The following is a 25,557-nucleotide window of genomic DNA, read 5'->3' as shown; positions in this document are numbered from 1 at the left end:
CGCCATGGAAATCTCTGGAAGCAGCGCGTTTTATTCGGGCCTGAGCACTATTCAGGCCGGGCAGAGCCGTGTCGACCAGGCCGCCGGCAACATTGCCAGCGCCGCGACCACCCAGCCATCGGCCGCGCAGAGCGACCGTCTGCAAGCCAACGATCGTGCCCAGGCATCCAATTCGGCGAGCAATATGGTCGAAATGGCCCAGGGCAAGTTTCAAGTGGAGCTGGGGGCAAAAGTTGCCAAGGCTTCGGACGAAATGCTCGGTACGTTGATCGATACCTACGCCTGATTCACGCTGAATGCACTTCACAATGTGGGAGGGGGCTTGCTCCCGATAGAGGTCTATCAGTCGATAGCTATTTGACTGATGCACCGCCATCGGGAGCAAGCCCCCTCCCACATGTGTTCCGTGCCCTCCCGCCGAACTCCTACACTTCTTGAGCTGTGGCAACCCGCCACAGGCTTCGCCGTGCCTGCCATTGACCCGCATCAAGACAAACGGCATCGGGCCGACGCTTGACAACCCCAGGTCGTAAACGTATGTTTCAAACACCTGTTTGACCGCCATCACACATCCACGCGGTTGTTCATCCCAGATACATCAGCAGAGGTTTATCGCTATGCCTGACTACAAGGCCCCCTTGCGTGATATTCGCTTCGTGCGTGACGAACTGCTCGGCTATGAAGCGCACTATCAGAGCCTGCCGGCTTGCCAGGACGCTACGCCGGACATGGTCGACGCCATTCTGGAAGAAGGCGCCAAGTTCTGTGAGCAAGTGCTGGCACCGTTGAACCGCGTGGGTGACATCGAAGGGTGTACCTGGAGCGAGTCAGGCGTTAAAACCCCAGCAGGTTTCAAAGAAGCCTACAAACAGTTCGTCGAAGGCGGCTGGCCGAGCCTGGCTCACGATGTAGCGCACGGCGGCCAAGGTCTGCCGGAGTCCCTGGGCCTGGCGGTGAGTGAAATGGTCGGCGAAGCCAACTGGTCGTGGGGCATGTACCCAGGCCTGTCCCATGGCGCGATGAACACCATTTCCGAGCACGGCACGCCCGAGCAGCAAGACGCCTACCTGACCAAACTGGTCTCGGGCGAGTGGACCGGCACCATGTGCCTGACCGAGCCGCACTGCGGCACCGATCTGGGCATGCTGCGCACCAAGGCCGAACCCCAGGCTGACGGTTCCTACAAAGTCTCCGGCACCAAGATCTTCATCTCGGCCGGTGAACACGACATGGCCGACAACATCGTCCACATCGTCCTGGCGCGCCTGCCGGATGCACCGGCTGGCACCAAAGGTATCTCGTTGTTCATCGTGCCCAAGTTCCTGCCCAACGCCGATGGTTCGGTGGGCGAGCGCAACGCGGTGACCTGTGGCTCCCTGGAGCACAAGATGGGTATCCACGGCAACGCCACCTGCGTGATGAACTTCGACGCGGCTACCGGTTACCTGATCGGCCCGGCGAACAAAGGCCTGAACTGCATGTTCACCTTTATGAACACCGCGCGTCTGGGGACTGCGCTGCAAGGCCTGGCCCACGCCGAAATCGGCTTTCAGGGCGGCCTCAAATATGCGCGTGATCGCTTGCAGATGCGCTCCCTGACCGGCCCGAAAGCGCCGGAAAAAGCCGCCGACCCGATCATCGTGCACCCCGACGTACGCCGCATGCTGCTGACCATGAAAGCCTTCGCCGAAGGCAACCGTGCGATGGTGTACTTCACCGCCAAGCAAGTGGACATCGTCAAGTACGGCACCGATGACGAAGCCAAGAAACAGGCTGATGGCCTGCTGGCCTTCATGACCCCGATCGCCAAGGCGTTCATGACCGAAGTCGGTTTCGAGTCCGCCAACCACGGCGTGCAGATCTACGGCGGCCACGGGTTCATCGCTGAGTGGGGCATGGAGCAGAACGTTCGCGACAGCCGTATTTCGATGCTGTACGAAGGCACCACCGGCATTCAGGCGCTGGACCTGCTCGGTCGTAAAGTGCTGATGACCCAAGGCGAAGCGCTGAAGGGCTTCACCAAGATCGTCCACAAGTTCTGCCAGGCCAACGAAGGCAATGACGCGGTCAAAGAGTTCGTTACACCGCTGGCGGCGCTGAACAAAGAGTGGGGCGAGTTGACCATGAAGGTCGGCATGGCCGCGATGAAAGACCGTGAAGAAGTCGGTGCCGCCTCGGTGGACTACCTGATGTACTCCGGTTACGCGTGCCTGGCTTACTTCTGGGCCGACATGGCCCGCCTGGCCGCTGAAAAACTGGCTGCTGGCACCACCGAAGAGGCGTTCTACACCGCCAAGCTGCAGACCGCGCGCTTCTACTTCCAGCGCATCCTGCCGCGTACCCGCACCCACGTGGCAACCATGCTGTCGGGCGCCAGCAACCTGATGGACATGAAAGAAGAAGACTTCGGCCTGGCTTACTAAGCTGCACCGGGATCTTCCAAAACCGCCGCCCTAAGGGGCGGCGGTTTTTTTTCGCCAGTTGTAATGCCACGAGCCTGAGAGTGTTAATGCGATCCCCTGTGGGAGGGGGCTTGCTCCCGATAGCGGTGGGTCAGCTACAAAGGGGTTGACTGATACACCGCTATCGGGAGCAAGCCCCCTCCCACATTCGGTCACTGTCGACTATAAAAATTGCACCCTGGCATTAAGGGATTACCGGACCGTGCCGTTACAGTGATGGCAATGTGATACATGCCGGACGAGTTGTGGTTAACTGGTCGCGCAGAGGCACTATGCCATCATTTTTTGCGGGTCGGAGTTTTACCCTTGTCACGCGTGTCTGCTGTACGGTTCAGCCATTTCCTGCCCTCGTTGCTGCTGTTGCTGGCCGGGCTCTCGGCTGCGTATCTCAAAGACCTCAACGTCTTCTTCACCTCGCTGTTCAACGTGCTGCCAACCTTGGTGCTGTTGCTCGGCGGTGCGTACTGCGCGGTGTATCGGCGCCAGCGTGAGCTGTTCCTGATGATCACGGTGTATGTCGCTTATTTCCTGCTCGACACCCAGACCGATTTCTACCGCGATAATGGCCGCGTGCGCGAAGACGCCGCCGTGGTGTTTCACCTGTGCTGCCTGCTGCTGCCCTTGTTGTTCAGCGTGTATGCGCTGTGGCAGGAAAAGACCCACCTGTTCCGCGACTTCGTCGCACGTTGCGCGGTGTTGCTTGCCGTCGGCAGCGTGGCGCTGGCGCTGGAGCAAAGTTATCCCCAGGGCGTGCTGGACTGGTTGGCTGAAATTCGCTGGCCGGTGCTGCATGGCGCCTGGATGAGCCTGATCCAGCTGTCATACCCGATGTTTCTGATCGGCTTTCTCACCCTGGCCGCCCAGTACTGGTATCAGCCGCGCCCGCTGCACGCCGCGCAACTGGTGGGGTTGCTGGGGATGTTCTGGATGCTGCCGCAAACCTTCATCCTGCCGTTTACCCTCAACATCATGTGCAGCCAGGTCATGCTGATGATCGCTGCCGGTGTGGCGCACGAGGCGTATCAAATGGCGTTTCGCGATGAGCTGACCGGCTTGCCGGGGCGCCGCGCCCTTAACGAGCGCATGCAGCGGCTGGGGCGCAACTACGTGCTGGCGATGGGCGACGTCGACCACTTCAAGCGTTTCAACGACACCCATGGCCATGACGTGGGTGACCAGGTGTTGCGCCTGGTGGCGAGCAAGCTGTCCAAGGTCAACGGTGGTGGGCGTGCTTATCGTTACGGCGGGGAAGAGTTTGCCGTGGTGTTCGCCGGTAAGAGCCTGGATGAATGCCTGCCCCACTTGGAGGAAATTCGCGAGATCATCGCCAACTATGCGATCAAGTTGCGCAACCCGGACCGCCCGCCTGATGACCATCAAGGCCGCCAGCGTCGAGCCGGCAGCGGCGCCTCGAGTGTGTCGGTGACCGTCAGCATCGGCGTGGCCGAGCGTCAGGCCGAGCAGCGCAGCGCTGAAGAAGTGCTCAAGTGCGCCGACCAGGCGCTGTATGCCGCCAAGGGCGCTGGGCGCAATTGTGTGATTGCGGCCGGGCAGAACCGTCGCGGTGCGGTGCGTATGGAGCGTGCTGCCGGTTGAGTAATGGTGCTGTATTCAGCAGCGCTACAGTGATTGTCCGGGGCGTTGGCCGGCAGTAGGTTGAACTATCTGCCGCCGGAGACATTGCCATGCCTGAATACAAAGCTCCCCTGCGCGACATGCGCTTTCTGATCGACAACGTGTTCGACTTCCACGGCCATTACGCGGCCCTGGGCGCGACGGACGCCAGCCCCGACATGGTCAATGCAATTCTCGAAGAGGGCGCGAAGTTCTGCGAGAACGTACTCGCGCCGCTCAATCGCAGCGGCGATGAAGAGGGCTGTCATTTTGATCAGGGTGTGGTGACCACGCCCAAGGGCTTCAAGGAAGCCTTCGCCCAGTACGTGGAAGGCGGCTGGCATGGCCTGGCGGCAGACCCGGCCTGCGGCGGCCAAGGCTTGCCGCAGTCACTGGGGCTGGTGCTGAGCGAGATGATTGGCTCCAGCAACACCTCCTGGGGCATGTACCCAGGCCTGACCCACGGTGCAATGTCAGCGATCCACGCCCACGGCACCGACGAACAGAAAGCCACTTACCTGCACAAGCTCACCGCTGGCGAATGGACCGGCACCATGTGCCTGACCGAAGCCCACTGCGGCACCGACCTGGGCTTGATCAAGACCCGCGCCGTACCTGCGGCCGACGGCAGTTATGCGGTCACGGGCAGCAAGATCTTCATCTCGGCCGGCGAGCACGACATGAGTGCCAACATCATCCATCTGGTGCTGGCCAAACTGCCGGATGCACCGGCGGGCACCAAAGGCATCTCGTTGTTTATCGTGCCCAAGTTCCATGCCGACTCCGGTGAACGCAACGCGGTGCACTGCGGCGCCATCGAGCACAAGATGGGCATCAAGGCCTCGGCCACCTGCGTGCTGAACTTCGACGGCGCCAAGGGCTTCCTGATTGGTGAGGCGAACAAAGGCCTCAACTGCATGTTCACCATGATGAACCACGCGCGCCTGGGCACTGGGATGCAGGGCTTGTGCAATGGCGAGGCGAGCTTCCAGGGCGCGATCAAATACGCCAACGACCGCCTGCAAATGCGCTCGTTGACTGGCGCCAAGGCCCCGGAGAAAGCCGCCGACCCGATCATCGTGCATGCCGACGTACGCCGCATGCTGCTGACCATGAAAGCCTTCAACGAAGGTAATCGCGCGCTGACCTACTTCACCGCCCAGTTGCTCGACACGGCGCACCTGAGTGACGACGCCGGCCAGCGCCAAGAGGCCGAGGACCTGTTGGCCTTCCTCACGCCGATCTGCAAAGCCTTTATGACCGAAACCGGGCTGGAGGTGACCAACCACGGTATGCAGGTATTCGGCGGCCATGGCTACATTCGCGAGTGGGGCATGGAGCAATTGGTCCGGGATGCCCGGATTGCGCCGATCTATGAAGGCACCAACGGTATCCAGGCCCTCGACCTGCTGGGGCGCAAGGTGCTGGGCAGCCAGGGCAAGTTGCTGCGCGGCTTTACCAGAATTGTGCATAAGTTCTGCGTCGCCAATGCCGAGCACGCACAACTCAAGGCCGCTGTAGAGCAGCTCAACCAGTTGAACCAGCAATGGGGTGAGCTGACCCTGAAGGTCGGCACGGCGGCGATGAAAAATCCCGACGAAGTGGGCGCGGCGGCCATGGATTACCTGATGTACAGCGGCTACATAATCCTTGCCTACCTGTGGTTGCGCATGGCGATCGCGGCGCAGGCACACCACGAGCCAGAGTTTGCCCAGGGCAAACTGGCGACCTGCGACTTTTACTTCAAGCGCCTGTTGCCACGCACCGCCATGCACCGGGCTGCGGTGGAGGCGGGCAGCGACTGCCTGATGAGCTTACCGGCGCGCGCGTTTTCCCTATAGGCCGAACGGGTCGTTGTGACTTATAAATACTTATTGGTCACGAACGGACCCTATGTGTCTGAAAAGTTGTTCGGGTACACTCGGAGTCTGTAAAACCGATCCTATCGAATCACTTTTCACCTTCTCACGAGGTTTGCCATGGCTGATTACAAAGCGCCGTTGCGTGATATGCGCTTCGTCCTCAACGAAGTTTTTGAAGTCGCCACGACGTGGGCCCAATTGCCTGCCCTGGCAGACACGGTTGACGCCGAAACCGTTGAAGCGATCCTCGAAGAAGCCGGCAAGGTCACCGCCAAATCCATCGCGCCGTTAAGCCGTGGCGGCGATGAGCAAGGTTGCCATTGGACGGACGGTGCGGTCACTACGCCGGACGGTTTCCCCCAGGCCTACGCGACTTACGCCGAAGGCGGCTGGGTTGGTGTGGGTGGCGACCCGGTGTACGGCGGCATGGGCATGCCCAAGGCGGTGTCGGCACAGGTCGAAGAGATGATCAACTCGTCCAGCCTGGCTTTCGGCCTGTACCCGATGTTGACCTCGGGCGCTTGCGTGTCGATCAATACCCACGCCAGCGAGGAACTCAAGGCCACCTATCTGCCGAAGATGTATTCCGGCGAGTGGGCCGGTTCCATGTGCCTGACCGAAGCCCATGCCGGCACTGACCTGGGCATGATTCGCACCAAGGCCGAGCCGCAAGCGGACGGTTCCTACAAAGTCAGCGGCACCAAGATTTTCATTACCGGCGGCGAACACGACCTGACCGAAAACATCATCCACCTGGTGCTGGCCAAACTGCCGGATGCACCGGCGGGCCCCAAAGGTATCTCGTTGTTCCTGGTACCGAAGTTCATGGTGAACGCCGACGGCAGCCTCGGCGCACGCAACCCGGTGAACTGCGGTTCGATCGAACACAAGATGGGCATCCAGGCCTCCGCGACGTGCGTGATGAACTTCGACGAAGCGGTGGGTTACCTGGTGGGTGAGCCTAACCGTGGCTTGGCGGCGATGTTCACCATGATGAACTACGAGCGCCTGGGGGTGGGCATTCAGGGCCTGGCTTCCGGGGAACGCTCCTACCAGAACGCAATTGAATATGCCCGCGACCGGCTGCAGAGCCGCTCTCCATTGGGCGCACAAGCCAAGGAAAAACCCGCCGACCCGATCATCGTGCACCCGGACGTGCGCCGCATGCTGCTGACCATGAAGGCGGCGAACGAAGGCGGCCGTGCGTTCTCCACCTACGTCGCAACGCAATTGGACATCGCCAAGTTCAGCGAAGACGCCGCCGCCCGCGAGCGCGCCGACAACTTGGTGGCGTTGCTGACGCCGGTCGCCAAGGCATTCCTCACGGACCTGGGCCTGGAAACCACCGTGCTCGGCCAGCAAGTATTTGGTGGCCACGGCTACATTCGCGAGTGGGGCCAGGAGCAGTTGGTGCGTGATGTGCGCATCACCCAGATCTACGAAGGCACCAATGGTATCCAGGCGCTGGATTTGATGGGGCGCAAGATTGTCGGCAGCGGTGGCGCGTTCTACACCTTGTTCGCCGATGAGATCCGCCAGTTCATCGCCACTGCGGGCGAGGCATTGGGCGAGTTCACCCGTCCGCTCGGCGCGGCGGTGGATAACCTGGATGAACTGACCGCCTGGGTGCTGGACCGTGCCAAGACCAACCCGAATGAAATCGGCGCAGCCTCGGTGGAATACCTGCATGCGTTCGGTTACATGGCGTACGCCTATATGTGGGCGCGCATGGCCAAGGCCGCGTTGGGCAAAGAGGCCGAAGAAGATTTCTATGCCAGCAAGCTGGGCACTGCGCGCTTCTACTTTGCGCGCCTGTTGCCACGCATTCACTCGTTGAGTGCGTCGGTAAAAGCCGGTAGCGAATCGCTGTTCCTGATGGATGAAGCGCTGTTCTAGGGGGCGAGGCGCGCTTGTAAGCATTCTCTTACATGACGTGCTGCTAATCGTCCTCTATCGCCATATTGGATCCACGGATAATCTACTTCACATGGACGTCGCGCAGGAAGCGCAAAGCAACAACACGGACACGTAGGATTCTGCCAGGATGGCGGAGTGAAATGGATGTCAGGGAAACAGTCTGCAAAGCCCCGCTTCGGCGGGGTTTTCTTTTGCCCGCGAAAAAGTCAGGCGCCTGCCTGCGGGGCATTCATCACGTCTTCCAGCAACGTGAGCAGCAATGCCACCGTCGCTTGCTGGCGCTGCACGTCACGGCACACCAATCCGACTTTCAACGGTACCCTGGGTTCGCTCAATGGTTTCCACAGCAACGACTGGCTGTTGTGTTCGTCCTGTGAGCGCCCCGGTAGCACAGTGGCCAACTGGGTGTGGGGCAAGCTGTCGAGAATCCCCACCATGGTATTGAGCTCCGCCTGCACCTGCGGGCGCCGGCCCAGGTTGGCCAACTGGGCCTGCCAGATCTGGCGCACCTGAAATTCCTCGCCCAATAGCAACATGGGCAACTCGGCTGCCTGTTTCAGCGAGACCTTCTTGAATTCCCGCAAGGGATGCTGCTCAGGGATGACCACCTTCAATTCATCTTCATACAACAACACGCCATGCAGGCCCGGCTGACGCGTTGGCAGGTAGCTGATACCGATGTCCAGCGAGCCGTTGAGCAGCCGGCGTTCGATTTCCAGCCCGGTCAATTCGTAGATCTGCACCACCAGGTGAGGTTGGGCCTTGCGCACTCGCTCGAGCATCTGCGGCACTAGGCTGGTGTGCACGGTTTGCAGCACGCCGATGGCCAAGGTGCGCATCGCCTGGCCTTTGAAGTTGCGCAACGCCTCCACGGCTTGCTGCATGCCGTCGATCAGGGGCAAGGCATGGTTGTATAACGTGTGTGCTGCCAGCGTAGGGAGCAGGCGTTTGCTGCTGCGCTCGAACAGGCTCACGTCCAGGTTCTGTTCCAGTTGGCGAACCTGCTGCGACAAGGCCGGCTGGGAGATCGACAGACGCTCGGCGGCACGGCCTACATGACCTTCTTCGTAAACCGCGACGAAATAACGCAGTTGCTTGAAATCCATAAGTTTTGCTTATCGAAAAAGCTGAAAAATCGAAATGGCCGTGGGCCCTTGAGACGCCTAGTCTAGCGCCTATTCGCAGGGCTTGCAGGGCCGGATCGAGCAATGAATAACGTTTTTGGTAATGGCGTTTACATAGGAAAGGCAACACACCTCAGCACCGAGCTTGCATCCGGTACCGACCAAGGTCCGCTTGCTGTCAGAGGTGAACTGTGAACCTGTTCCGGCGCGCCGCGCCTAGCCTTGACGACCTGGTGCTTCATGATCCGCATCGTGATTTTTCCAGCCATTGTCTGATGCCGTCTGCCACCCGCCCCGCCGAGGTGTTCGTCCAGGGTCAAGGCGCCTGGCTGTCGGACAGCGACGGCCGTGCCTACTTGGATTTCAGCCAAGGCAGCGGCGCCAATAGCCTCGGTCACAGTCCACAAGTCGTGCGCGACGCGATTGCCGAGCAGATGCAAAGCGTGATCAACCCTGGGATGGGCCTGCACAACCGGGCTCAGCTCGACCTGGTTGATCGCCTGTGCCATCACACCGGCAGCGATCAGGCGTACCTGCTCAACAGCGGTGCGGAAGCCTCTGAAGCCGCCATCAAGCTGGCGCGCAAATGGGGCCAACTGCATCGCGGCGGCGCTTACCACATCATCACGGCAGGCAACGGCTGCCATGGCCGCAGTTTCGCGGCCTTGTCGGCTTCGGCAGGTGCCTGCGAAAACCGTTTCGAACCGCAACTGCCGGGCTTCAGCCATGTGCCGTTCAACGATCTGCCGGCGCTGCACGCCGCCGTCGATGCGCACACCGTCGCCATCATGCTGGAGCCAATCCAGAGCGCCGCGGGTGTCATTCCCGCCACCGAACACTACCTCAAAGGCGTCGAACGTCTGTGCCGCGAGCTGGGCATCCTGCTGATTCTTGACGAAGTGCAAACCGGCATCGGCCGCTGCGCCAGCCTGCTCGCCGAACAGCAATACGGCGTACGCGCCGACATCATTACCCTCGGCAAAGGCCTGGGCGGTGGCGTGCCCCTGGCGGCGTTGCTGGCGCGCGGCACAGCCTGTTGTTTCGAAGCGGGCGAGCTGGACGGCACGCATCACGGCAATGCGCTGATGGCGTCAGCGGGTAGTGCGGTACTCGATGCCGTGTTGGCCAGCGGCTTTTTCGAACAGGTACGCGAATCCGGCCACTACCTGGCAGAAGGCCTCGCGCGCCTGGCCCACCGTTATGAACACGGACAATTGCGCGGCAACGGTCTGCTATGGGGCCTCACGCTGTCGGACGATTCTGCGGCTGCGGTGGTAAAGGCCGCGCTGCACGAAGGTCTGATCCTCACCGCTACGCAGCCTGATTGTCTGCGCTTTACCCCCGCCCTGAATGTCAGCAGAAACCACATCGACGAAATGCTTCTGCGCCTTGCCCGCGCCTTCTCTCGGGTACGTACCGCCCAACTGCAATGCCGCAAGGGCATCGCTGTCTGACCTCGACTTCCTGAACCGTCTCGCGGGATACGCGGCGCCTCCAGCCTGATTCTTTTGGCTGGGGGCGTTTTTTTGCGTGCGTAATTTTTAGACTGGAAAGGTTGCTTGTGCGTCATTGGAAATAGTGGCTTTTTAGCGGGCTTCGGCAAGGATTGTCGATGGGGGCACTCAGTGCTCCTCTTCTTACTGGATGTACCAATTCCTGTTCGCCAAGCAGAGTCAGAGCAATATCAGTCAGAGTGAACTGGATGGGTTTCGGTCGCTGGCGAAGATCTATGAAAATTTAAACGATGCTCAGATTCAGCAATTGCCGGATCTAACAGAGTTTGTGGAGATATATCATGACCAGAAAATATAAAAGTGAGGCGCTTGAGTCCATTCACCAATCTGCCGAAGCGCTTTTTACAATTGGTGCCATTGGCAAAACCACGCTTCGTGAGTTCGACGAATCGTGTTTGGCATCGGTTCCTGCACAAATGCTAGCCGAGCAGATCAAACACTTGCGTGAAAGCAGCCACGTTAGCCAACCGGTGTTCGCTCGCTACCTGAACACCAGCGCCTCGACAGTAAAGCAGTGGGAATCCGGCGAAAAACAACCCAGCGGCATGGCGCTCAAGTTGTTGAGCATCGTTCAAAAGCATGGCCTGCAGATTCTGGCGTGAGATGGCCCAACGCCAGAACCCACTGAACCCTCACGAAGCGCCAAGGTCGATTAGCTACACGGCTCACACGAGCCGATTTTCTGGAGCTGACCCATGGACATCATTCGTATCATCATCGCCATTCTGCTGCCGCCACTGGGTGTGTTCCTGCAAGTAGGCTTCGGCGGCGCGTTCTGGCTGAACATTCTGCTGACCCTGTGCGGTTACTTCCCCGGCATCATTCACGCGGTGTACATCATCGCCAAGCGCTGAGACCCTCAGCCTTTGGCGATGAGGCGCGAATTGCGCTCATTGCGAAACGCCAGTTGCTCGATGGTCTGGGTGGCGTGTTCGGCTTCTTCCCGCGCTTGAAGGATGATGCCGTGCTGCTCGGACTTGCTGCACACCGGGTCGGCGTTGCTCGCATCCCCCGTGAGCATGAAGGCCTGGCAACGGCAGCCGCCGAAGTCCTTTTCCTTCTCATCGCATGAACGGCACGGCTCGGGCATCCAGTCGTAGCCGCGAAAACGGTTGAAGCCGAACGAGTCGTACCAGATGTGTTGCATGCTGTGGTCGCGCACATTGGGAAACTGCACCGGCATTTGTCGGGCACCATGACAGGGCAGGGCGGTACCGTCCGGTGTCACTGTCAGAAAAATACTGCCCCAGCCATTCATGCAGGCTTTCGGGCGTTCTTCATAGTAATCCGGCGTCACGAAAATCAGCTTGCACGGGTGGCCTTCGGCTTCGAGCTTGGCGCGGTATTCGTTGGTGATGCGTTCGGCGCGTACCAGTTGTTCCCTGGTCGGCAATAACCCCACACGATTGAGCTGCGCCCAGCCGTAGAACTGGCAGGTGGCAAGCTCGACAAAATCCGCCTCAAGGGCAATGCACAGCTCGATAATGCGGTCGATCTTGTCGATGTTATGCCGATGGGTGACGAAGTTCAGCACCATCGGGTAACCGTGGGCTTTCACCGCCCGAGCCATTTCGAGCTTTTGCGCGAAGGCTTTTTTCGAGCCGGCCAGCAGGTTGTTGACCTGTTCGTCGCTGGCCTGGAAGCTGATCTGGATATGGTCCAGGCCGGCCTTTTTGAAATCACTGATCTTCTGTTCGGTCAGGCCAATGCCTGAGGTGATCAGGTTGGTATAGAACCCCAGCTTGCGCGCTTCGAAGATCAGTTCGGCGAGGTCCTGCCGCACCAGCGGTTCACCGCCGGAAAACCCGAGCTGGGCGGCGCCCATTTCGCGGGCTTCGCGAAAGACCTTGATCCATTGCTCGGTGCTCAGCTCCTTGCCCTGCTCGGCAAAATCCAGCGGGTTGGAGCAGTACGGGCACTGCAGCGGGCAGCGGTAAGTCAGCTCGGCGAGCAGCCACAGCGGCAGGCCGATGGCGGGTTTTTCAGGCAAGGGTGATCCAGTGCTCGGCACGGGCGACCTCCATGAATTGCTCGATGTCATCACCGAGTTCCGGCACGCCGGGAAATTGCCGGTCCAGCTCGGCGATGATGGCCGCCACGTCGCGCTCACCGTCAATCAAGCCACCAATCAGCGCGGCGCTGTCGTTGAGCTTGATCATGCCTTCCGGGTAAAGCAGCACATGGCCTTTCTGCGCGGGCTCATACTGGAAGCGGTAACCCGGGCGCCAGGTCGGTTTTTTGCTGCGATCAAAGCTCATAGGATGATCCCTTTATGCCACACCCGCTGCTCGGTCACGCTGTGGTATGGCGGGCGGTTCAGTTCGTAGGCCATGCTCATGGCGTCAAGCATGCTCCACAGGATGTCCAGTTTGAACTGGAGAATTTCCAGCATGCGCTCCTGGCCTTCACGGGTGGTGTAGTGCTGCAGGGTGATCGCCAACCCGTGTTCCACGTCGCGACGGGCCTGGCCCAGGCGGGTGCGGAAGTATTCGTAGCCGGCCGGGTCGATCCACGGGTAATGCTGCGGCCAACTGTCGAGGCGCGACTGGTGGATCTGCGGCGCGAACAGTTCGGTCAAGGAGCTGCTGGCGGCTTCTTGCCAACTGGCGCGGCGGGCGAAGTTGACGTAGGCGTCTACCGCAAAGCGTACGCCGGGCAATACCAGTTCCTGGGAGCGCAGTTGGTCCGGGTCGAGACCGACGGCTTGGCCCAGGCGCAGCCAGGCTTCGATGCCGCCGTCTTCTCCGGGCGCGCCATCGTGGTCGAGCAGGCGCTGGATCCATTCGCGACGGATTTCACGGTCCGGGCAGTTGGCCAGGATCGCCGCGTCCTTGAGGGGAATGTTCACCTGATAGTAGAAGCGGTTGGCGACCCAGCCCTGGATCTGCTCGCGGGTGGCGCGGCCTTCGTACATCGCCACGTGATACGGGTGGTGGATGTGATAGAAGGCGCCTTTGGCGCGCAGGGCGTGTTCGAATGCTTCAGGGGTCATCGGTGTATCAGTCATATGAGTCTCCTACAACTCGATGCTCATGCCGTCGTAGGCTACTTCGACATTACGCCGCACCAGCTCGGCTCGCTCGGGGGAATCTTCATCGAGGATCGGGTTGGTGTTGTTGATGTGGATAAGCACTTTGCGCTGCTCGGGCAACTGTTCCAGCACTTCGAGCATGCCGCCAGGGCCATTTTGCGCCAGGTGGCCCATTTCGCGGCCGGTGCGGGTGCCGACGCCACGGCGCTGCATTTCGTCGTCGTCCCACATCGTGCCGTCCACCAGCAGGCAGTCGCTGCCGGCCATGATGTCCAGCAGCGGCGCGTCGACCTTGCCCAGGCCTGGGGCGTAGAACAGTTTGCCACCAGTGCGCAGGTCTTCGACGATCAGGCCGATGTTGTCGCCTGGGTGCGGGTCGAAGCGGTGCGGCGAATACGGCGGGGCGGCGCTGCGCAGCGGCAGTGGCGTGAAGCGCAGGTTGGGGCAGGCCGGGATAGTGAAGCTGGCGTCCAGCTCAATACGGTTCCAGGCCAGGCCGCCGTTCCAGTGAGTAAGCATGGTGAACAGCGGGAAACCGGTGCTCAGGTCTTCATGGACCATGTCGGTGCACCACACCTGGTGCGGGCAACCCTCGCGCAGGCTCAGCAGGCCGGTGGTGTGGTCGATCTGACTGTCCATCAGGATGATCGCGCTGATGCCGGTGTCACGCAGGGCGCGGCCCGGTTGCATCGGCGCAAACCCTTGCAGTTGTGCGCGGATATCCGGTGATGCGTTGCACAGTACCCAATTCACACCATCATCGGAAATCGCGATGGACGACTGGGTCCGCGCCTGGGCCCGCAGGCTACCATCACGAAAACCTGCGCAATTCACGCAGTTGCAGTTCCACTGCGGGAAGCCGCCGCCGGCGGCGGAACCTAGAATCTGGACAAACATGATCGCTCCATCAAGCACAGCTCAAAACAAAAACGCCCCGGGCGAACCGAGGCGTTGTATTACCCAGCGGATTAACGGCTGGCGAAGTACATGGTGACTTCGAAACCGATGCGCAAATCAGTGTAAGCAGGTTTGGACCAGGTCATATTCATACTCCTATCAAGGGACGGGATGTTCACTACCAAGTAGTACATATAGTCCACCTCCCATGGGAGATGTTCAGATATTGCGTGGGAATATTACGCAATTCTTTTCAAGTTAGCGCTGTCCCGAAAGAAAAAGCCTGTTGCACGGTTGGCAATGATCACGCAGCTGGCTGCCAGCGCCCCCCGATGCACGGGCCATTAGCAATGCAGCGCCAGCCGCCTGTGGCGTCGTTCAGTTGTTGCACGGCGCGCCGCATATCGTCCCGCGAGCAGCTTTGTATCAATTCTTGTAATTGTTCCAGATAACCCGATGAGTGGCCCGCCAACTGCGCATGCCACAGCAAAACAGCGGCTTGGGCCATCGGCAGGGATTGGGCAGTGAATTGCTGCGCCAAGGCCTCGTTGCCCATGTCTGCGTTGCGCTCGATCAACGACGGCAGTTGTGCCAGGAACGTCTGCACCTGTTCAACGATCTCACCGAGGGATGCGCTGGGGGACTGCACGCCGAACAGCAAGCCGGTCTGCCCATTGACCTGTCGGATGCCACTGAAAACGGCGTAGCCGATTTGTAGCTCGACCCGCAGGCGCTGGTAGAACGGCCCCTGAAGCAGATGACCGAGCAAGCGCCAGGCGGCTTCATCGGACAGGGCGTGAGTGGGTGTCGGGCAAAACAGCAGCATCGCCGCTTCGCTGGACGCGGTGTTGACCTCGTGCCAGCGACGCTGACCTTTGAGCGATTGAGGTTCGTATTGCAAAGGCGCAGGCTGCCCAGGCAAGCGGGCCGCTGCGGTCTTGATCGCCGCTTCACAGGCTGCCGGCAACCCTGAGCCCAGCCCTTGCCAGTGGGCGGTGGCCCACGAGGCTGGCGTCGCTTGGGGCGTCGGCTGAACGCCGGCACAGCAGGCGGGCAATGCCTTGAGCAATTCGCGGATGGCAATCATCGGTGCCGGGGGTGGAGGCGCCAAGTGTTCAGCGGCAGTGCTCAAGCAGCGCGTCATTGCTTCAAGCACGGCTGGCATGGGCTCGTGGAAACCGAGCATTTTTACCTGCCAGTCATTGGCGATGGTTTCGAAAGCCAACTCGACGCCCGCTTGACCGGCACTGTCGCGCAGCGGTTGTAACAGACTGTCCAGGCCAGCAGGCACGGCGCCCTCAAATCGCCAGCGCAGGTACAGGGCGCCTTCACCGGTGTCATTGGCCAATGCCTGGCTGAATGTCAGCGCCGATGTTTCCCGTCGGCCCCGCGAGCGGTCCTGGGCGAATGTGCGCAAGCCCCGGTGGGCGCTGGTCTGGCCGCGAATCAAGCCGGCACGTTCTTCTTGAGCAGCGGGACGAAGAAACGGGTTAGCCGGCGCAAGCTGCCATTCATGCCTGGCGGGCGGCAGATGCAGTGCGTCGAGCATGGCCTTGAGCGCTGCGAGACTTTGGTCCGATACGTCTTCGAGGTCGTTGCGTGCCAGCCCCAGGGCGCTTTGGACTTGTTGTTGGCGAGCAGTCAGCAAGACGAACTCTTCGCGTAGGGGCGTCCAGTCGCTGTGTGCGAAAAAACTCAGCCAGTCGTGCAGCAGCGCCTCGATCTGTGTAGTCGCATCGCCTTGGATGTCGATATCCAGCACAGCCTGTCCGGCAAAGTGGTACAGCACCGAGGCGTGCAAGGCAGTCGCCAGGCGTCGCGCTTTGAGTTCAGCGAGCAAGCCACCCGGCGCCGGGCTGTTGAGCCAGGTACAGAGAAACGCCAGCGCTTCGCGCGGTGCGTCACAGGTGATGACCTGATGCAGATGATGATCGGCAACATGTTGATAGCCCCTGGCTTGCCCGGCCATCAACGCTGGCGGCGCGGCCTGGGGATGTAACGGGCCGCCGTTCAACTGCGCACTGAATTGCTGCGCCAGCGCTTCCAGGTCTTGCTGCGATTGTGGGCCGGCAAGGCTCAACGTCATCTGCCCGCTTTGATAGAAGCGCTGATGAAGTTCGCGCAACGCCTGCTGAAAAGCCTCACATTCCACTGGCAGGCTGTCGCGATTGCCCGCATGGAAGCCGCGCAACGGGTGATCAGCGGCCAAGCCCTCCAGCAAGGCCACCTGTTGCTGCGCCTTGGCATCTTGCGACCAGGCAACGAACTCGGCGTGCAGCACTTCGCGCTCGCGTAGTTGGTCGTCGAGGGCCAGACGAGGGTGCGTCAGCATGTTGGCTAACCGCACGAGCCCATCGGCGAAGGTCGGAACCGGCAGCTCGAAAAAGAATTCGGTAGTGCGCTCGCGGGTGCTGGCATTCACTTGCCCGCCATGGCGCTGCACGTAGGCCATCAACCCTTCGTCTGCCGGAAAGCGCTCGGTTGCCAAAAACAACAAATGCTCAAGGAAATGCGCCAGCCCCGGCCATGCCAATGGCGCGTCATGGCTGCCGGCAGCCACCCGCAAAACAACCGCGCAGCGCTTCAAGCGCGGTGCATGGCGCAGGCGAATCCGCAGGCCATTAGCCAGAGTGAGGTGCAGGGGTTGAGCGTGAACCGACGCAGGCATGGGCACTTCCGAAGCGGGGGAAGCGCCTATGCTAGCAAACCCGGTGGATCAGGGCTTGTGCAGCGCGCCGTAAAGCTCGGGGCGACGGTCGTGCAGGTAATGATTGGCGGCGCGGGCGTCGAGGATCGATTGCCGGTCCAGCGTGCCGACAATCAACGCTTCATCCAGGCCCGCCTGGGCGATGCGTTGGCCATCGGGCCCGGCAATGCTGCTTTGGCCGCAATAGTGAATATCGTCTTCGTGCCCGCAGTAATTGGCATAGGCCACGAAACATTGGTTCTCGAACGCCCGCGCCCGCACGGTGACGTCGGCAACAAAGTCGAACGGCACCATATTGGCAGTCGGTACCAGGATCAGTTCGGCACCGGCCAGGGCCAGGCGCCGGGTGTTTTCCGGAAACTCCAGGTCGTAGCAAATCAGGAAACCCAGCTTCCAGCCGTTCACTTCCACCAGCGGGAAGTCATCCTCACCCGCGCTGAACATCGCGTGATCGAGGTCGCCAAACAGGTGAGTCTTGCGGTAGTTGCACAGGCGTTTGCCGTGGGCGTCGATCAACTGCACGGCGTTGTAGATCTGGCCGTCTTCGGCCCGCTCCGGGTAACCATACAGAATCGCCAGCCCGGCACTTTGCGCGATTTCAGCAATGGTGTGTGCCGACTCGCCATCCCGGGCCTCGGCCAAGGCGCCTGTGGCTTCGGCGCCTATGTTGTAGCCCGTCAGGAACATTTCCGGCAGCACCAGCACATCGGCACCCGACGCTTCATGCGCCAGTTGCTGCAGGCGCTTGAGATTACCGGCCACGTCCAGCGGCAGTGGCGGGCATTGGTACAGGGCGACACGCATGTCAGGCTCCTTATTCGGGCAGGGCGATTGGCCCTATCTCGTCAAACACATCGCCGGGCCCTGGGTTTTCCGGATGGGTGCTGCCGCCGAAGTGGGTCATGATGCCCCACACCGCGTTCAGCGAGGTTTGTACCGCGCCCTCCACCCAGGCTGGGGTCCAGGAAACGTCGTCGCCGGCGATAAAAATCCCACGTTGTTCGGCGGGCATGTCCTTCTGCATGAAGTGCGCATACATGCGCTGGTTATACCGATAGTGGCCGGGCAATGCACCTTTGAAGGCCCCGAGGAAATGCGGGTCGGCTTCCCAGGACACGGTGATCGGGTCGCCGATGATGCGCGCCTTGATGTCGACTTTCGGGTAGATCTTCGTCAGCGCGTCGAGTGCCAGTTTGACCCGCTTATCGATGGGCTGGGGCAGCATTTTCAGCGCGTCGCTCATCCACGAATAGGACAGGCAGATCACCCCAGGCCTGTCGTCGCCGTTGTCGAAAAGATAAGTGCCGCGCGTCAGGCGGTCGGTGAGGGTCATGCTCATCAGGTCGCGGCCGGTTTCCGGGTCTTTGTCTTTCCAGAACGGGCGGTCGACCATGACAAAAGTTTTCGATGACTGCATGTAGCGCGTGCGGTCCAGGGCCATCCACATTTTTTGCGAGAACAGGGTTTCGTCGCATTCGATCTGGGTGGTCAGCAGCCAGCTTTGGCAGGTGGTCAATACGGCGGCGTATTCGCGGGTGTCACCGTAGATATCGGTAACGGCGAAACGTCCGTCGGCGGCGTGAGCAATGCGCTTCACGCCGGCCCGTGGTGCGCCTCGATGCAATGAGCTGAGACTGGTGCCGGCAGGCCAGTGGGCGCATTGCTCCGGTACGTGACGCCAGATGCCCATGGGCACTTGGGCCACGCCGCCAACGACCAGATGTTGATGGTCGTCGCAGTTGGTCATCACCACGCGGAAGATTTCCAGCATCGAGTTGGGGAAATCCGAGTCCCAGCCGCCGGTGCCGAAACCGACCTGACCAAATACTTCGCGATGATGAAACGACAGCTTGGCAAAGGCTTTTGAGGTGGCGACGAAGTCATAGAAGGTGCGGTCGTCCCACAGCGGCACCAGCTTATTCCACAACGCTTTGAGGCGCGGCACGTCGCGGTCACGGATCGCCTGTTGGATATCGCCGAACTGCGAACCGGCTTCCAGCGCGTCGGCCCAGGCGTCGGCGACTTCCTGGAACAGCACCGGCAGGTCGGAGAGTTTTTGCGCGTAGTGCGTCTGGCCTTCCAGATCGATGACGGTACTGCCAGACGCCGGCGTCAGCGGGTTGGGAAAGGGTTTGGTTTCCAGGCCCAGCTTGTCCACATAGTGATAGAAGGCGGTGGACGACACCGGAAAGCGCATCCCACCCAGCTCGGCGATAATGCCTTCGGCGCCTTCAAACGCTTGGGAACGCAGGCGACCGCCCATTTTCGAGGCTTCGTATACCACCGGCTTGAGGCCCAGCTTCATCAGTTCGTAAGCGGCCACCAGGCCCGCGATCCCCGCGCCGACAATCGCCACTTCAGCACCATGGTTGGCGGCAGGAATACTGCCCAGGCCGGCGGGGTGTTCGATCCAGTCATCAAAGGCAAACGGAAAATCCGGGCCGAAGATGGTGATGGGCTTTTTACCATTGGCGGGGTGTCGGTTGGTCTTGCTGATGGTGCTGGACGGAATGCTCATGGCTGACCTTACTGACGACTCGGCGGGACAGGGCCCGTTGAGTATAGGAAAAGATGGCAGCCAGTTTAGGGAGCGTTGCGCTCGTTAATAAGACGCAATGTGTCGTCGGATTGCACTGGTTTTAGTCAATATGGCGAAGTGGCTGGTCAGATAGGTTGTCCACGGTCCAATTTGTTACTGAGGATGATGGAGGTGGTAGTTTTTTCCACACCCTCCACACTGCCGATCTGATCCAGCAATTGATCAAGCTGCTCCGGCGACTCTGTGCGCAGCCACGCCACATAATCAAATTCGCCGCTCACTGCGCACAACTGCTGCACCTGAGCCATCGCGCTCAGCCGGCGCAGCACTTCCTTGCCTGAACGTGGTTGCACGGTAATGCCCACATACGCCTGCAACCCGCCATCCGCCACGCGCTGACCCAGGCGCACGCCATAACCGGTAATCACCTGGGTCTTCTCAAGACGCGCCAGGCGCGAAGTCACCGTGGTACGCGCGATCCCCAACTGCCGGGCAAGCATGGCCACGCTTTCGCGGGCGTTGAGCTGCAAGGCGGCGATCAGTTGACGGTCGATTTCGTCTAAGGCGGGCAAGGGTGAAGCTCCAGTGCGGGGGGCAGTGGGTGTGCATGTTACAGGCTTGGTCGGGCTTACAGAACTGCGGCGCCAGACATGCGAAAGCCGCGCAATGCGCGGCTTTTGAAATTGGTGGGCCCAGTAGGACTCGAACCTACGACCAAGGGATTGTGAGTTGCTGGGCGAGCTGATATGCCTCGAGAAACCGTCCGAAACTGAACGTAGCTTGGCATAGCTGGAGGCCCCGTATTACTTGGCGTTGAGCGTAGTCTTGAGAAGGTTGTTCAAGCTGGGCACTGTACCGCAAAGGTACTGTTTTTGCAGCTTGTACACATTTGTAAGCAAGGATCGACTCCAAGGCAAACTCGCAGGCGGTGACGCTCTCTTTTTCTATGACGGTGGGGTCGAACCGGGCCTTTACAGCCTAACTCAGCAAATCGCCTTGAATGGTGTCGTCGCGATGCGTATTGCTGACCTTTGCGCTTTCTACGATCTCCAGAAATGCATCTTTCGAACTGGCGGCCTGTTCAAGTAGGCCGCGCTGCTCAAGCGCTATGAACAGCGCTACAGAGTACGCCTGGCAATTTATTGAGCGCTCAGGATTAAACTCAATATCTGTAAACGCTGAATATAACGTTAGCTGAGTTGCGATCAATGGATGCTTTTTGAGCGCGTTGATGTATAGCCAATCATAGAATGCGGTTCTTGGCTCGAGTGGCCATTCAGTGCCGAAAAACTGAAACGCTGTGAGCCTTCCCGACGATTTTATCCTCTCATCTTTCTTGGCTTCCCGGGAGGTTAGGGAAAAAATATCGCGATAAGGTCCGCCATGCTCAAAAACCTTGCTGCCTTGAAATGCACATTCAACACTAAATGTCAGATTGTTTTTGAGCGTGGTAATGGTGAGGTTGAAAGCACTTAGAGCGATTCCAAGGTCGAGCTTCGATTTGCTGGACACCTCAAGGACGTCGGTGAGTGAGGAGATCTGTTCCTTTGCAGCTTGGTGCAGCGACTCAACAGATTTCTGTTTTTGAGATGCTGATAATCCTGGAAACCATTTGAATTCGACATGCCTAGTGTCTACTAGCGTAGGTCCTGTGCTGTTCGGGATAAAAATCGGTCTAGATGCCATAAAAATCCTAATTTTTTCTCAGCCCCATGTGCGAGCATATTTACGGTTTGCGAACATGCCTTTGTTGTTCGAATGCACATACGGCTTTCGATCGCCTAGCAAATGTGCATGGGCATCACGGACAAGGGCTTTCTCGTAAATAACTCCGACGATGTACTGCGGCTCGATTACATCGAAAACCAAAACCTCCGCTTGAACGTCTGTAGGGTCTGATATTTTCAACCGTTGCTCAACCCGCGGCAAGCATCCGTCGATTTCCTCGAACATACCCAAGAGCGATTCAGGAGTCATCAGTTCGGGGAGCGGGCAGCAACTGATTCGGCCATCAGCAGCATTGTGCTTGCAGAATGCGCAATCTTTTACCCATAAAATGCTGGGGTGCAGGACCAGAATGACCCAGTCGACGAGGGGCTCGGCCATTCTGTACTTGTACAGCATCTGGCTGTTTGGAAATCCGATTGAAACCGAGTTGCTATCTTTGTGACCGTCACGGCGCAGTTGATCGTTGATCTGGGGAGCTAAGCCGACCTCATGGGTCCTTCCTATCGGGTATAGCCCATGTTGAAGGATTGTAGGAAGGTTCGATGCTCGTGTGAAATGGAGTAGGTAAGGGATACCACGAGCGGTGGAGTGAGCTTGAATCGCCTGCCTTGGCATAATTTTTCTCCGTGATGGCTATTCGACATTGCCTGTATGCCGAGGCTAGTCCAATTCAGAGCAAACGTCCATGGCGTTGAGTCGTCATAAAAAAGTGGCCCGGGGCACGAGCCAAGAAGCGATCGATTATGAGTTGCAAACAACTAGTCTTCGCTAAGCTAGGTGGGCAATGAGCAACCCTGTTGGGTTGCTCATTGTTTATAGAACTCAATCAATCTAGGGTTTAATCTCAATTCTGGTTCTTACATTTATAGCCTGTAACGTTTGGTTTTCTTGCAGTATCTTGTTGTAGATACTGTTGTCACCTTCTGCGCGTATTGTAAGTATCAATGTATAGCGAATGGCAGGTAGATCTTCGCTAATTGTTCCGCCTTGCTCGCGGGCGTGATATTTAACATCAAAAACTGGGGATTGAAGTGTAGATCGTTTAAAACGTTGATGTCTAGAAAGAGTGGTTTCCCATTTGTGTGCATCCTCTCTCAACTCATACTCACTCGGGTATAGTTTTCCTAGCGAAAAAAATGGCTTGGTGTCAGCATTAGCTCCGTCCAACGTAAACCGATCTTCATTCGCCCGAAAAGAAATTTCAAGACCGGATCTGGTGTAGCGCAATGGATGTTCAGGATCCACGATGGCACTTATACAGAATGTAGCACTTAAATGTACCCATGTTGAATCAGTTGATGCCGGAAGAGGTACTGGGATTCGGAGATGCTTTGAGTTCTCAAGCTCGCCTTGGAACACGATAGTCGCCTCATCATCAAGGCATGTAATTACCGATTCAGGTGAGGTAGGGAATCTACCCCAACCTACATTTTTCAGATCATGCTCATCCGGTTTCGCAGAATGCACCATCAGAGCTTTAACTGTGTTTGTGGATAAATTGAAGTCTGTGATGGCGTCAATGCCGGCAGCCACACGTAATGCGTATGGAGCAGCATAGCTTGTGCCCATAGTGTCTACGAAAGAATGGATCCTTGGTGAGTAGACTCTGAACAGGTTGTGAGGCGCGCCACCGAACATCACGCCATCAGGTTTTACCACTCCAGGACTGCGGCCTGGCCCCACGCAGCTATAAGGCGCTCTTGCCCACCCTTGGAGCTCCCCATCACTTGCCCCAACTGAAAGACTGTTGACCATATCACTAGGTGGTTGTACACGACCATAATCGCCTGGTAGGTCACCGTCGTTCCCTACTGCGACGACTGCGAGGCAGTCACCGTCCTGAAGAAGCGCATCGATAACGGATGTCCACACGTGAACTTCGTCATCGTCAATCGCAATATTAGGTCCGAGGCTCAGGTTTACATATTTATAAGTTTTGAGCTTCAGGGTGTCTTCAATGCGAGTGAGTACATCAAATAGGTCAGGGTCGTCGTCACCCTGGGAAATAACTCTGACTATGTCGACTGTAGTGTACGGAGATCCGAGCGTACAGTCCGAACCCAACGCTGGTCCGAATAAGTATGCAGAGCAAACTTCGCTACCGTGAGCAAGATACTCTGGATGTGAACCTTCCATTCCTGCTGGTACGATCTCGGTCACCCAGTTAAATATATGATTTCCGTCTCCTAAGCCTCCATCGAAAATGCAAACCTTGAAGTCACGATTCAAGATGTCTGGATTCCAGTTAGGAAGAGTTACCGGGTTGCTCACAGGGCTGCGTAGTGTTTCCGGTTTATTCATCCTCAACTTTGGAATGCTTCTGAGTACTCTGAGTTGAGCAAATTTTGCCAGAATTTGTTCCTTGCCATGTGGAATGCTTACAGGCAAAAATGTCAATCCACCTACGACTTTGGCTTTTTCTCGTCTTACTGCTCCGCCGTTGAGAGAAGCATAGTCGTCGAAAGCGCGAACAACATACTCGTCGTCAGCGGATGCGTGTATAACCACTTCAAGATTCAAACTGTCGCCAGACGTGTCAATGCTTTTTATCTTTTCGGCTGCATCAAAATATTCGATACGTTCAAGAGTTCTTAGAACGTCTTCGGATGCTCTTGTTAAAGAGTTTGATGTTAGATCAGTTAGTAGTTTCCTGTATTGACTTTTTTCACCAGATACAAACACACAGCTAGCCAATCCAGCTTCCGGGTGCTTTTTGACACCCCATTGCTCAGGTTTTACGGTTACCGCCCGGGACCCAATATCTTCCATTCCGTAGGCAGAGAACAGTTTCCTTGGATAATAAGACTTTGCTAGATAGGAAGGGTGCTGAATAAATTTTATGACTACCTTGCCGCCAGCGCACTCTGTATCTGGTTTGTTTTCTATTTTAGATATTATCTCTTCAAGCTGAGAGCCAATGCGCTTCATTGCCTCGGATATTGAGTATGGGTGTTTTTTGTCGCCACCACCACCACCGATATCTACCTTTGTTGTAAGCGTTTCGCCATATCCGACTATAAAATTGTTCATTAGGTTTCCTTACATTCGACGTGTTGGTCCATAATTTTTTTTACGGTTGGTCTGCTTATTTCCAGTGCGATAGATATGGCTCTCTGAGACATTCCTTCTGCTGCTAATCTAATGACATCTTTCTTTTTTAACTCAACTTTATTACCTGGTTTGTTCTCGATGGCTCCAGTGATACAGGTGATAAAATTGCACTCATTTAATATGCTTTTCTTCTTGGCTTTCCTTAGGCTTCGATCAATATCACTGTAGGAGATTTCACCAAAAAAATGTGCGAGATTATCCGCGTGTTTAGTTAGTTCTGGCCAGTAGCTAATGATATAAGCTTTTCGCATTTGTTCGCTTGGAAGATCAAATGATATTTCCAGATCAAACCGACGCCAGATGGCAGGGTCCAAGAGGTCGCCGTGATTTGTTGCAGCTATTAATACTGACGATTCAGGCCATTCATCAATGACCTGTAACAGTACAGTTACCAACCGTTTAAGTTCTCCTAGCTCCCTGTCGTCATCTCGCCGCTTAGCTACCGCATCAAACTCGTCAAGAAGCAACACGCAGGGAAATGAAGACGCATGATCAATCACTGCCTTGATATTATTTCCGGTTTTGCCTAGAAAGCTGCTCATGACAGTTGCTAGGTCTAGCGTTAAAAACGGGAGGCCTAGTCTTGATGCAAGCCACCGTGCCGTCATCGTTTTACCGACTCCAGGTGGCCCTTGGAATAATAGTGATTTAGCAGGAGACAAACCTTCGGCTAATAGCTTTGATGCCGACTTTCGCTCAAGAACGACCTGGTCTAGCAGTGCCAGGATTTCTTCGGAGTAAATGGGGGCGTCATCCATGACGACCGGATTTTCGACCCTGACTAAATTTAGTCGGCTGTCTGAATCCACTGGGATAGGTTTCGCTGGCTGAGCTGATCTAAGGCCGTTGGTCGATAGTCGTGACAGGATTTTTTCAGATAGCTCTGGATCCCGGTGGCCGGTTTTGACCGCCATTTTGTGAAGATGCATGCGTAGAGTGCGCGGATCTCCGCCTAGCGCCAGGTCTATGAGGCTTAGAATTGCTTTGCTGTCCATGTGTGCTCCGGAAGCGCACGGCTCTGACCTATAGATGAGATGCCGTAAAATTTACC

General features: G+C 57.9%; 23 protein-coding genes. 9 read left to right on the top strand and 14 right to left on the bottom strand.

Annotated elements, in window-relative coordinates; all coding sequences use genetic code 11:
* Positions 1 to 4: 4 nt before the first annotated feature.
* The 5 genes from C4J89_RS24330 to C4J89_RS24310 all read left to right on the top strand — a co-directional run bounded on the left by C4J89_RS24330 (position 5) and on the right by C4J89_RS24310 (position 7,834).
* Positions 5 to 286 (top strand): pyrroloquinoline quinone biosynthesis protein PqqE, encoded by a 282-nt coding sequence (locus C4J89_RS24330; protein WP_124364675.1) that lies wholly within the window; start codon positions 5 to 7, stop codon positions 284 to 286.
* Between the two features lie 331 nt (positions 287 to 617).
* Positions 618 to 2,423, top strand: a complete 1,806-nt coding sequence (locus C4J89_RS24325; RefSeq protein ID WP_124364674.1) for a phenylacyl-CoA dehydrogenase — start codon at positions 618 to 620, stop codon at positions 2,421 to 2,423.
* A gap of 345 nt (positions 2,424 to 2,768) precedes the next feature.
* Positions 2,769 to 4,058, top strand: a complete 1,290-nt coding sequence (locus tag C4J89_RS24320) for a diguanylate cyclase (protein ID WP_124364673.1) — start codon at positions 2,769 to 2,771, stop codon at positions 4,056 to 4,058.
* An 89-nt stretch (positions 4,059 to 4,147) separates the two neighbouring features.
* The gene (locus C4J89_RS24315; protein WP_124415743.1) at positions 4,148 to 5,917 is read left to right on the top strand and encodes an acyl-CoA dehydrogenase C-terminal domain-containing protein; all 1,770 of its coding nucleotides are present in this window, start codon (positions 4,148 to 4,150) and stop codon (positions 5,915 to 5,917) included.
* Between the two features lie 138 nt (positions 5,918 to 6,055).
* Positions 6,056 to 7,834 (top strand): acyl-CoA dehydrogenase C-terminal domain-containing protein, encoded by a 1,779-nt coding sequence (locus C4J89_RS24310; protein ID WP_124364671.1) that lies wholly within the window; start codon positions 6,056 to 6,058, stop codon positions 7,832 to 7,834.
* Between the two features lie 227 nt (positions 7,835 to 8,061).
* Here C4J89_RS24310 and C4J89_RS24305 read toward each other — a convergent pair whose 3' ends face one another.
* Positions 8,062 to 8,961, bottom strand: coding sequence for a LysR family transcriptional regulator (locus C4J89_RS24305; protein WP_124415742.1), 900 nt, complete (start codon positions 8,959 to 8,961; stop codon positions 8,062 to 8,064).
* A gap of 209 nt (positions 8,962 to 9,170) precedes the next feature.
* Between C4J89_RS24305 and C4J89_RS24300 the strand changes: the two genes are divergently transcribed.
* The 4 genes from C4J89_RS24300 (at position 9,171) to C4J89_RS24285 (ending at position 11,347) form a co-directional block, all read left to right on the top strand.
* Positions 9,171 to 10,433 carry an aspartate aminotransferase family protein gene (locus C4J89_RS24300; protein ID WP_124415741.1) on the top strand — a complete coding sequence of 421 codons (1,263 nt, stop codon included), beginning with the start codon at positions 9,171 to 9,173 and terminating at the stop codon, positions 10,431 to 10,433.
* A gap of 190 nt (positions 10,434 to 10,623) precedes the next feature.
* Positions 10,624 to 10,791: a type II toxin-antitoxin system RelE/ParE family toxin gene (locus C4J89_RS24295; protein ID WP_124415740.1), complete on the top strand. Its 168-nt coding sequence runs from the start codon at positions 10,624 to 10,626 to the stop codon at positions 10,789 to 10,791.
* Entirely contained in the window at positions 10,775 to 11,095 is a 321-nt protein-coding gene (locus C4J89_RS24290; protein WP_124415739.1) for a DNA-binding transcriptional regulator, read from the top strand. Before C4J89_RS24295 ends, C4J89_RS24290 begins: the two co-directional genes overlap by 17 nt.
* Before the next feature lie 93 nt (positions 11,096 to 11,188).
* Complete coding sequence (locus tag C4J89_RS24285) at positions 11,189 to 11,347, top strand: YqaE/Pmp3 family membrane protein (RefSeq protein WP_003194776.1); 159 nt, start codon at positions 11,189 to 11,191, stop codon at positions 11,345 to 11,347.
* A gap of 5 nt (positions 11,348 to 11,352) precedes the next feature.
* Here the strand turns inward: C4J89_RS24285 and pqqE are convergent, their stop codons facing one another.
* The 13 genes from pqqE to C4J89_RS24220 all read right to left on the bottom strand — a co-directional run bounded on the left by pqqE (position 11,353) and on the right by C4J89_RS24220 (position 25,501).
* Positions 11,353 to 12,534 carry a pyrroloquinoline quinone biosynthesis protein PqqE gene (gene pqqE / locus C4J89_RS24280; RefSeq protein ID WP_124364668.1) on the bottom strand — a complete coding sequence of 394 codons (1,182 nt, stop codon included), beginning with the start codon at positions 12,532 to 12,534 and terminating at the stop codon, positions 11,353 to 11,355.
* Positions 12,476 to 12,751 (bottom strand): pyrroloquinoline quinone biosynthesis peptide chaperone PqqD, encoded by a 276-nt coding sequence (pqqD, locus tag C4J89_RS24275; RefSeq protein WP_124364667.1) that lies wholly within the window; start codon positions 12,749 to 12,751, stop codon positions 12,476 to 12,478. Before pqqD ends, pqqE begins: the two co-directional genes overlap by 59 nt.
* Positions 12,748 to 13,500, bottom strand: coding sequence for a pyrroloquinoline-quinone synthase PqqC (gene pqqC / locus C4J89_RS24270; RefSeq protein ID WP_124415738.1), 753 nt, complete (start codon positions 13,498 to 13,500; stop codon positions 12,748 to 12,750). The genes pqqD and pqqC overlap by 4 nt, the downstream gene beginning before the upstream one ends.
* Before the next feature lie 9 nt (positions 13,501 to 13,509).
* Entirely contained in the window at positions 13,510 to 14,421 is a 912-nt protein-coding gene (gene pqqB / locus C4J89_RS24265) for a pyrroloquinoline quinone biosynthesis protein PqqB (protein ID WP_078739427.1), read from the bottom strand.
* Between the two features lie 71 nt (positions 14,422 to 14,492).
* Positions 14,493 to 14,567, bottom strand: a complete 75-nt coding sequence (gene pqqA / locus C4J89_RS24260) for a pyrroloquinoline quinone precursor peptide PqqA (protein WP_003194766.1) — start codon at positions 14,565 to 14,567, stop codon at positions 14,493 to 14,495.
* A gap of 158 nt (positions 14,568 to 14,725) precedes the next feature.
* The gene (pqqF, locus tag C4J89_RS24255; RefSeq protein WP_124415737.1) at positions 14,726 to 17,089 is read right to left on the bottom strand and encodes a pyrroloquinoline quinone biosynthesis protein PqqF; all 2,364 of its coding nucleotides are present in this window, start codon (positions 17,087 to 17,089) and stop codon (positions 14,726 to 14,728) included.
* A 48-nt stretch (positions 17,090 to 17,137) separates the two neighbouring features.
* Positions 17,138 to 17,932 (bottom strand): carbon-nitrogen hydrolase family protein, encoded by a 795-nt coding sequence (locus C4J89_RS24250; protein WP_124408345.1) that lies wholly within the window; start codon positions 17,930 to 17,932, stop codon positions 17,138 to 17,140.
* A 10-nt stretch (positions 17,933 to 17,942) separates the two neighbouring features.
* Entirely contained in the window at positions 17,943 to 19,625 is a 1,683-nt protein-coding gene (locus C4J89_RS24245; protein ID WP_124416067.1) for an NAD(P)/FAD-dependent oxidoreductase, read from the bottom strand.
* Positions 19,626 to 19,792: 167 nt separating this feature from the next.
* Positions 19,793 to 20,239, bottom strand: coding sequence for an Lrp/AsnC family transcriptional regulator (locus C4J89_RS24240; protein WP_124364663.1), 447 nt, complete (start codon positions 20,237 to 20,239; stop codon positions 19,793 to 19,795).
* A gap of 406 nt (positions 20,240 to 20,645) precedes the next feature.
* Positions 20,646 to 21,353 carry a hypothetical protein gene (locus tag C4J89_RS24235; RefSeq protein WP_164487605.1) on the bottom strand — a complete coding sequence of 236 codons (708 nt, stop codon included), beginning with the start codon at positions 21,351 to 21,353 and terminating at the stop codon, positions 20,646 to 20,648.
* Between the two features lie 18 nt (positions 21,354 to 21,371).
* Positions 21,372 to 22,010 carry a DarT ssDNA thymidine ADP-ribosyltransferase family protein gene (locus C4J89_RS24230; protein ID WP_124415736.1) on the bottom strand — a complete coding sequence of 213 codons (639 nt, stop codon included), beginning with the start codon at positions 22,008 to 22,010 and terminating at the stop codon, positions 21,372 to 21,374.
* Between the two features lie 216 nt (positions 22,011 to 22,226).
* Positions 22,227 to 24,425: a S8 family peptidase gene (locus C4J89_RS24225; RefSeq protein WP_124415735.1), complete on the bottom strand. Its 2,199-nt coding sequence runs from the start codon at positions 24,423 to 24,425 to the stop codon at positions 22,227 to 22,229.
* Positions 24,425 to 25,501: an AAA family ATPase gene (locus C4J89_RS24220; RefSeq protein ID WP_124415734.1), complete on the bottom strand. Its 1,077-nt coding sequence runs from the start codon at positions 25,499 to 25,501 to the stop codon at positions 24,425 to 24,427. Before C4J89_RS24220 ends, C4J89_RS24225 begins: the two co-directional genes overlap by 1 nt.
* Positions 25,502 to 25,557 lie beyond the last annotated feature (56 nt).

It is taken from the genome of Pseudomonas sp. R4-35-07 (genome assembly GCF_003852235.1).
Taxonomy (GTDB): Bacteria; Pseudomonadota; Gammaproteobacteria; order Pseudomonadales; family Pseudomonadaceae; genus Aquipseudomonas.
This window is presented reverse-complemented; position numbering and strand designations above follow the sequence as displayed.

Bases quoted from the DNA above. Each gene is read 5' to 3' on its own strand.
- C4J89_RS24330 (WP_124364675.1), top strand. From the start codon at position 5: ATGGAAATCTCTGGAAGCAGCGCGTTTTATTCGGGCCTGAGCACTATT.
- pqqF (WP_124415737.1), bottom strand. From the start codon at position 17,089: ATGCCTGCGTCGGTTCACGCTCAACCCCTGCACCTCACTCTGGCTAAT.
- C4J89_RS24235 (WP_164487605.1), bottom strand. From the start codon at position 21,353: ATGGCATCTAGACCGATTTTTATCCCGAACAGCACAGGACCTACGCTA.
- pqqD (WP_124364667.1), bottom strand. From the start codon at position 12,751: ATGAGCTTTGATCGCAGCAAAAAACCGACCTGGCGCCCGGGTTACCGC.
- C4J89_RS24295 (WP_124415740.1), top strand. From the start codon at position 10,624: ATGTACCAATTCCTGTTCGCCAAGCAGAGTCAGAGCAATATCAGTCAG.
- C4J89_RS24325 (WP_124364674.1), top strand. From the start codon at position 618: ATGCCTGACTACAAGGCCCCCTTGCGTGATATTCGCTTCGTGCGTGAC.
- pqqC (WP_124415738.1), bottom strand. From the start codon at position 13,500: ATGACTGATACACCGATGACCCCTGAAGCATTCGAACACGCCCTGCGC.
- C4J89_RS24305 (WP_124415742.1), bottom strand. From the start codon at position 8,961: ATGGATTTCAAGCAACTGCGTTATTTCGTCGCGGTTTACGAAGAAGGT.
- C4J89_RS24285 (WP_003194776.1), top strand. From the start codon at position 11,189: ATGGACATCATTCGTATCATCATCGCCATTCTGCTGCCGCCACTGGGT.
- C4J89_RS24230 (WP_124415736.1), bottom strand. From the start codon at position 22,010: ATGCCAAGGCAGGCGATTCAAGCTCACTCCACCGCTCGTGGTATCCCT.
- C4J89_RS24315 (WP_124415743.1), top strand. From the start codon at position 4,148: ATGCCTGAATACAAAGCTCCCCTGCGCGACATGCGCTTTCTGATCGAC.
- C4J89_RS24290 (WP_124415739.1), top strand. From the start codon at position 10,775: ATGACCAGAAAATATAAAAGTGAGGCGCTTGAGTCCATTCACCAATCT.
- pqqB (WP_078739427.1), bottom strand. From the start codon at position 14,421: ATGTTTGTCCAGATTCTAGGTTCCGCCGCCGGCGGCGGCTTCCCGCAG.
- C4J89_RS24250 (WP_124408345.1), bottom strand. From the start codon at position 17,932: ATGCGTGTCGCCCTGTACCAATGCCCGCCACTGCCGCTGGACGTGGCC.
- C4J89_RS24220 (WP_124415734.1), bottom strand. From the start codon at position 25,501: ATGGACAGCAAAGCAATTCTAAGCCTCATAGACCTGGCGCTAGGCGGA.
- C4J89_RS24225 (WP_124415735.1), bottom strand. From the start codon at position 24,425: ATGAACAATTTTATAGTCGGATATGGCGAAACGCTTACAACAAAGGTA.
- C4J89_RS24310 (WP_124364671.1), top strand. From the start codon at position 6,056: ATGGCTGATTACAAAGCGCCGTTGCGTGATATGCGCTTCGTCCTCAAC.
- pqqE (WP_124364668.1), bottom strand. From the start codon at position 12,534: ATGACATCGAGCAATTCATGGAGGTCGCCCGTGCCGAGCACTGGATCA.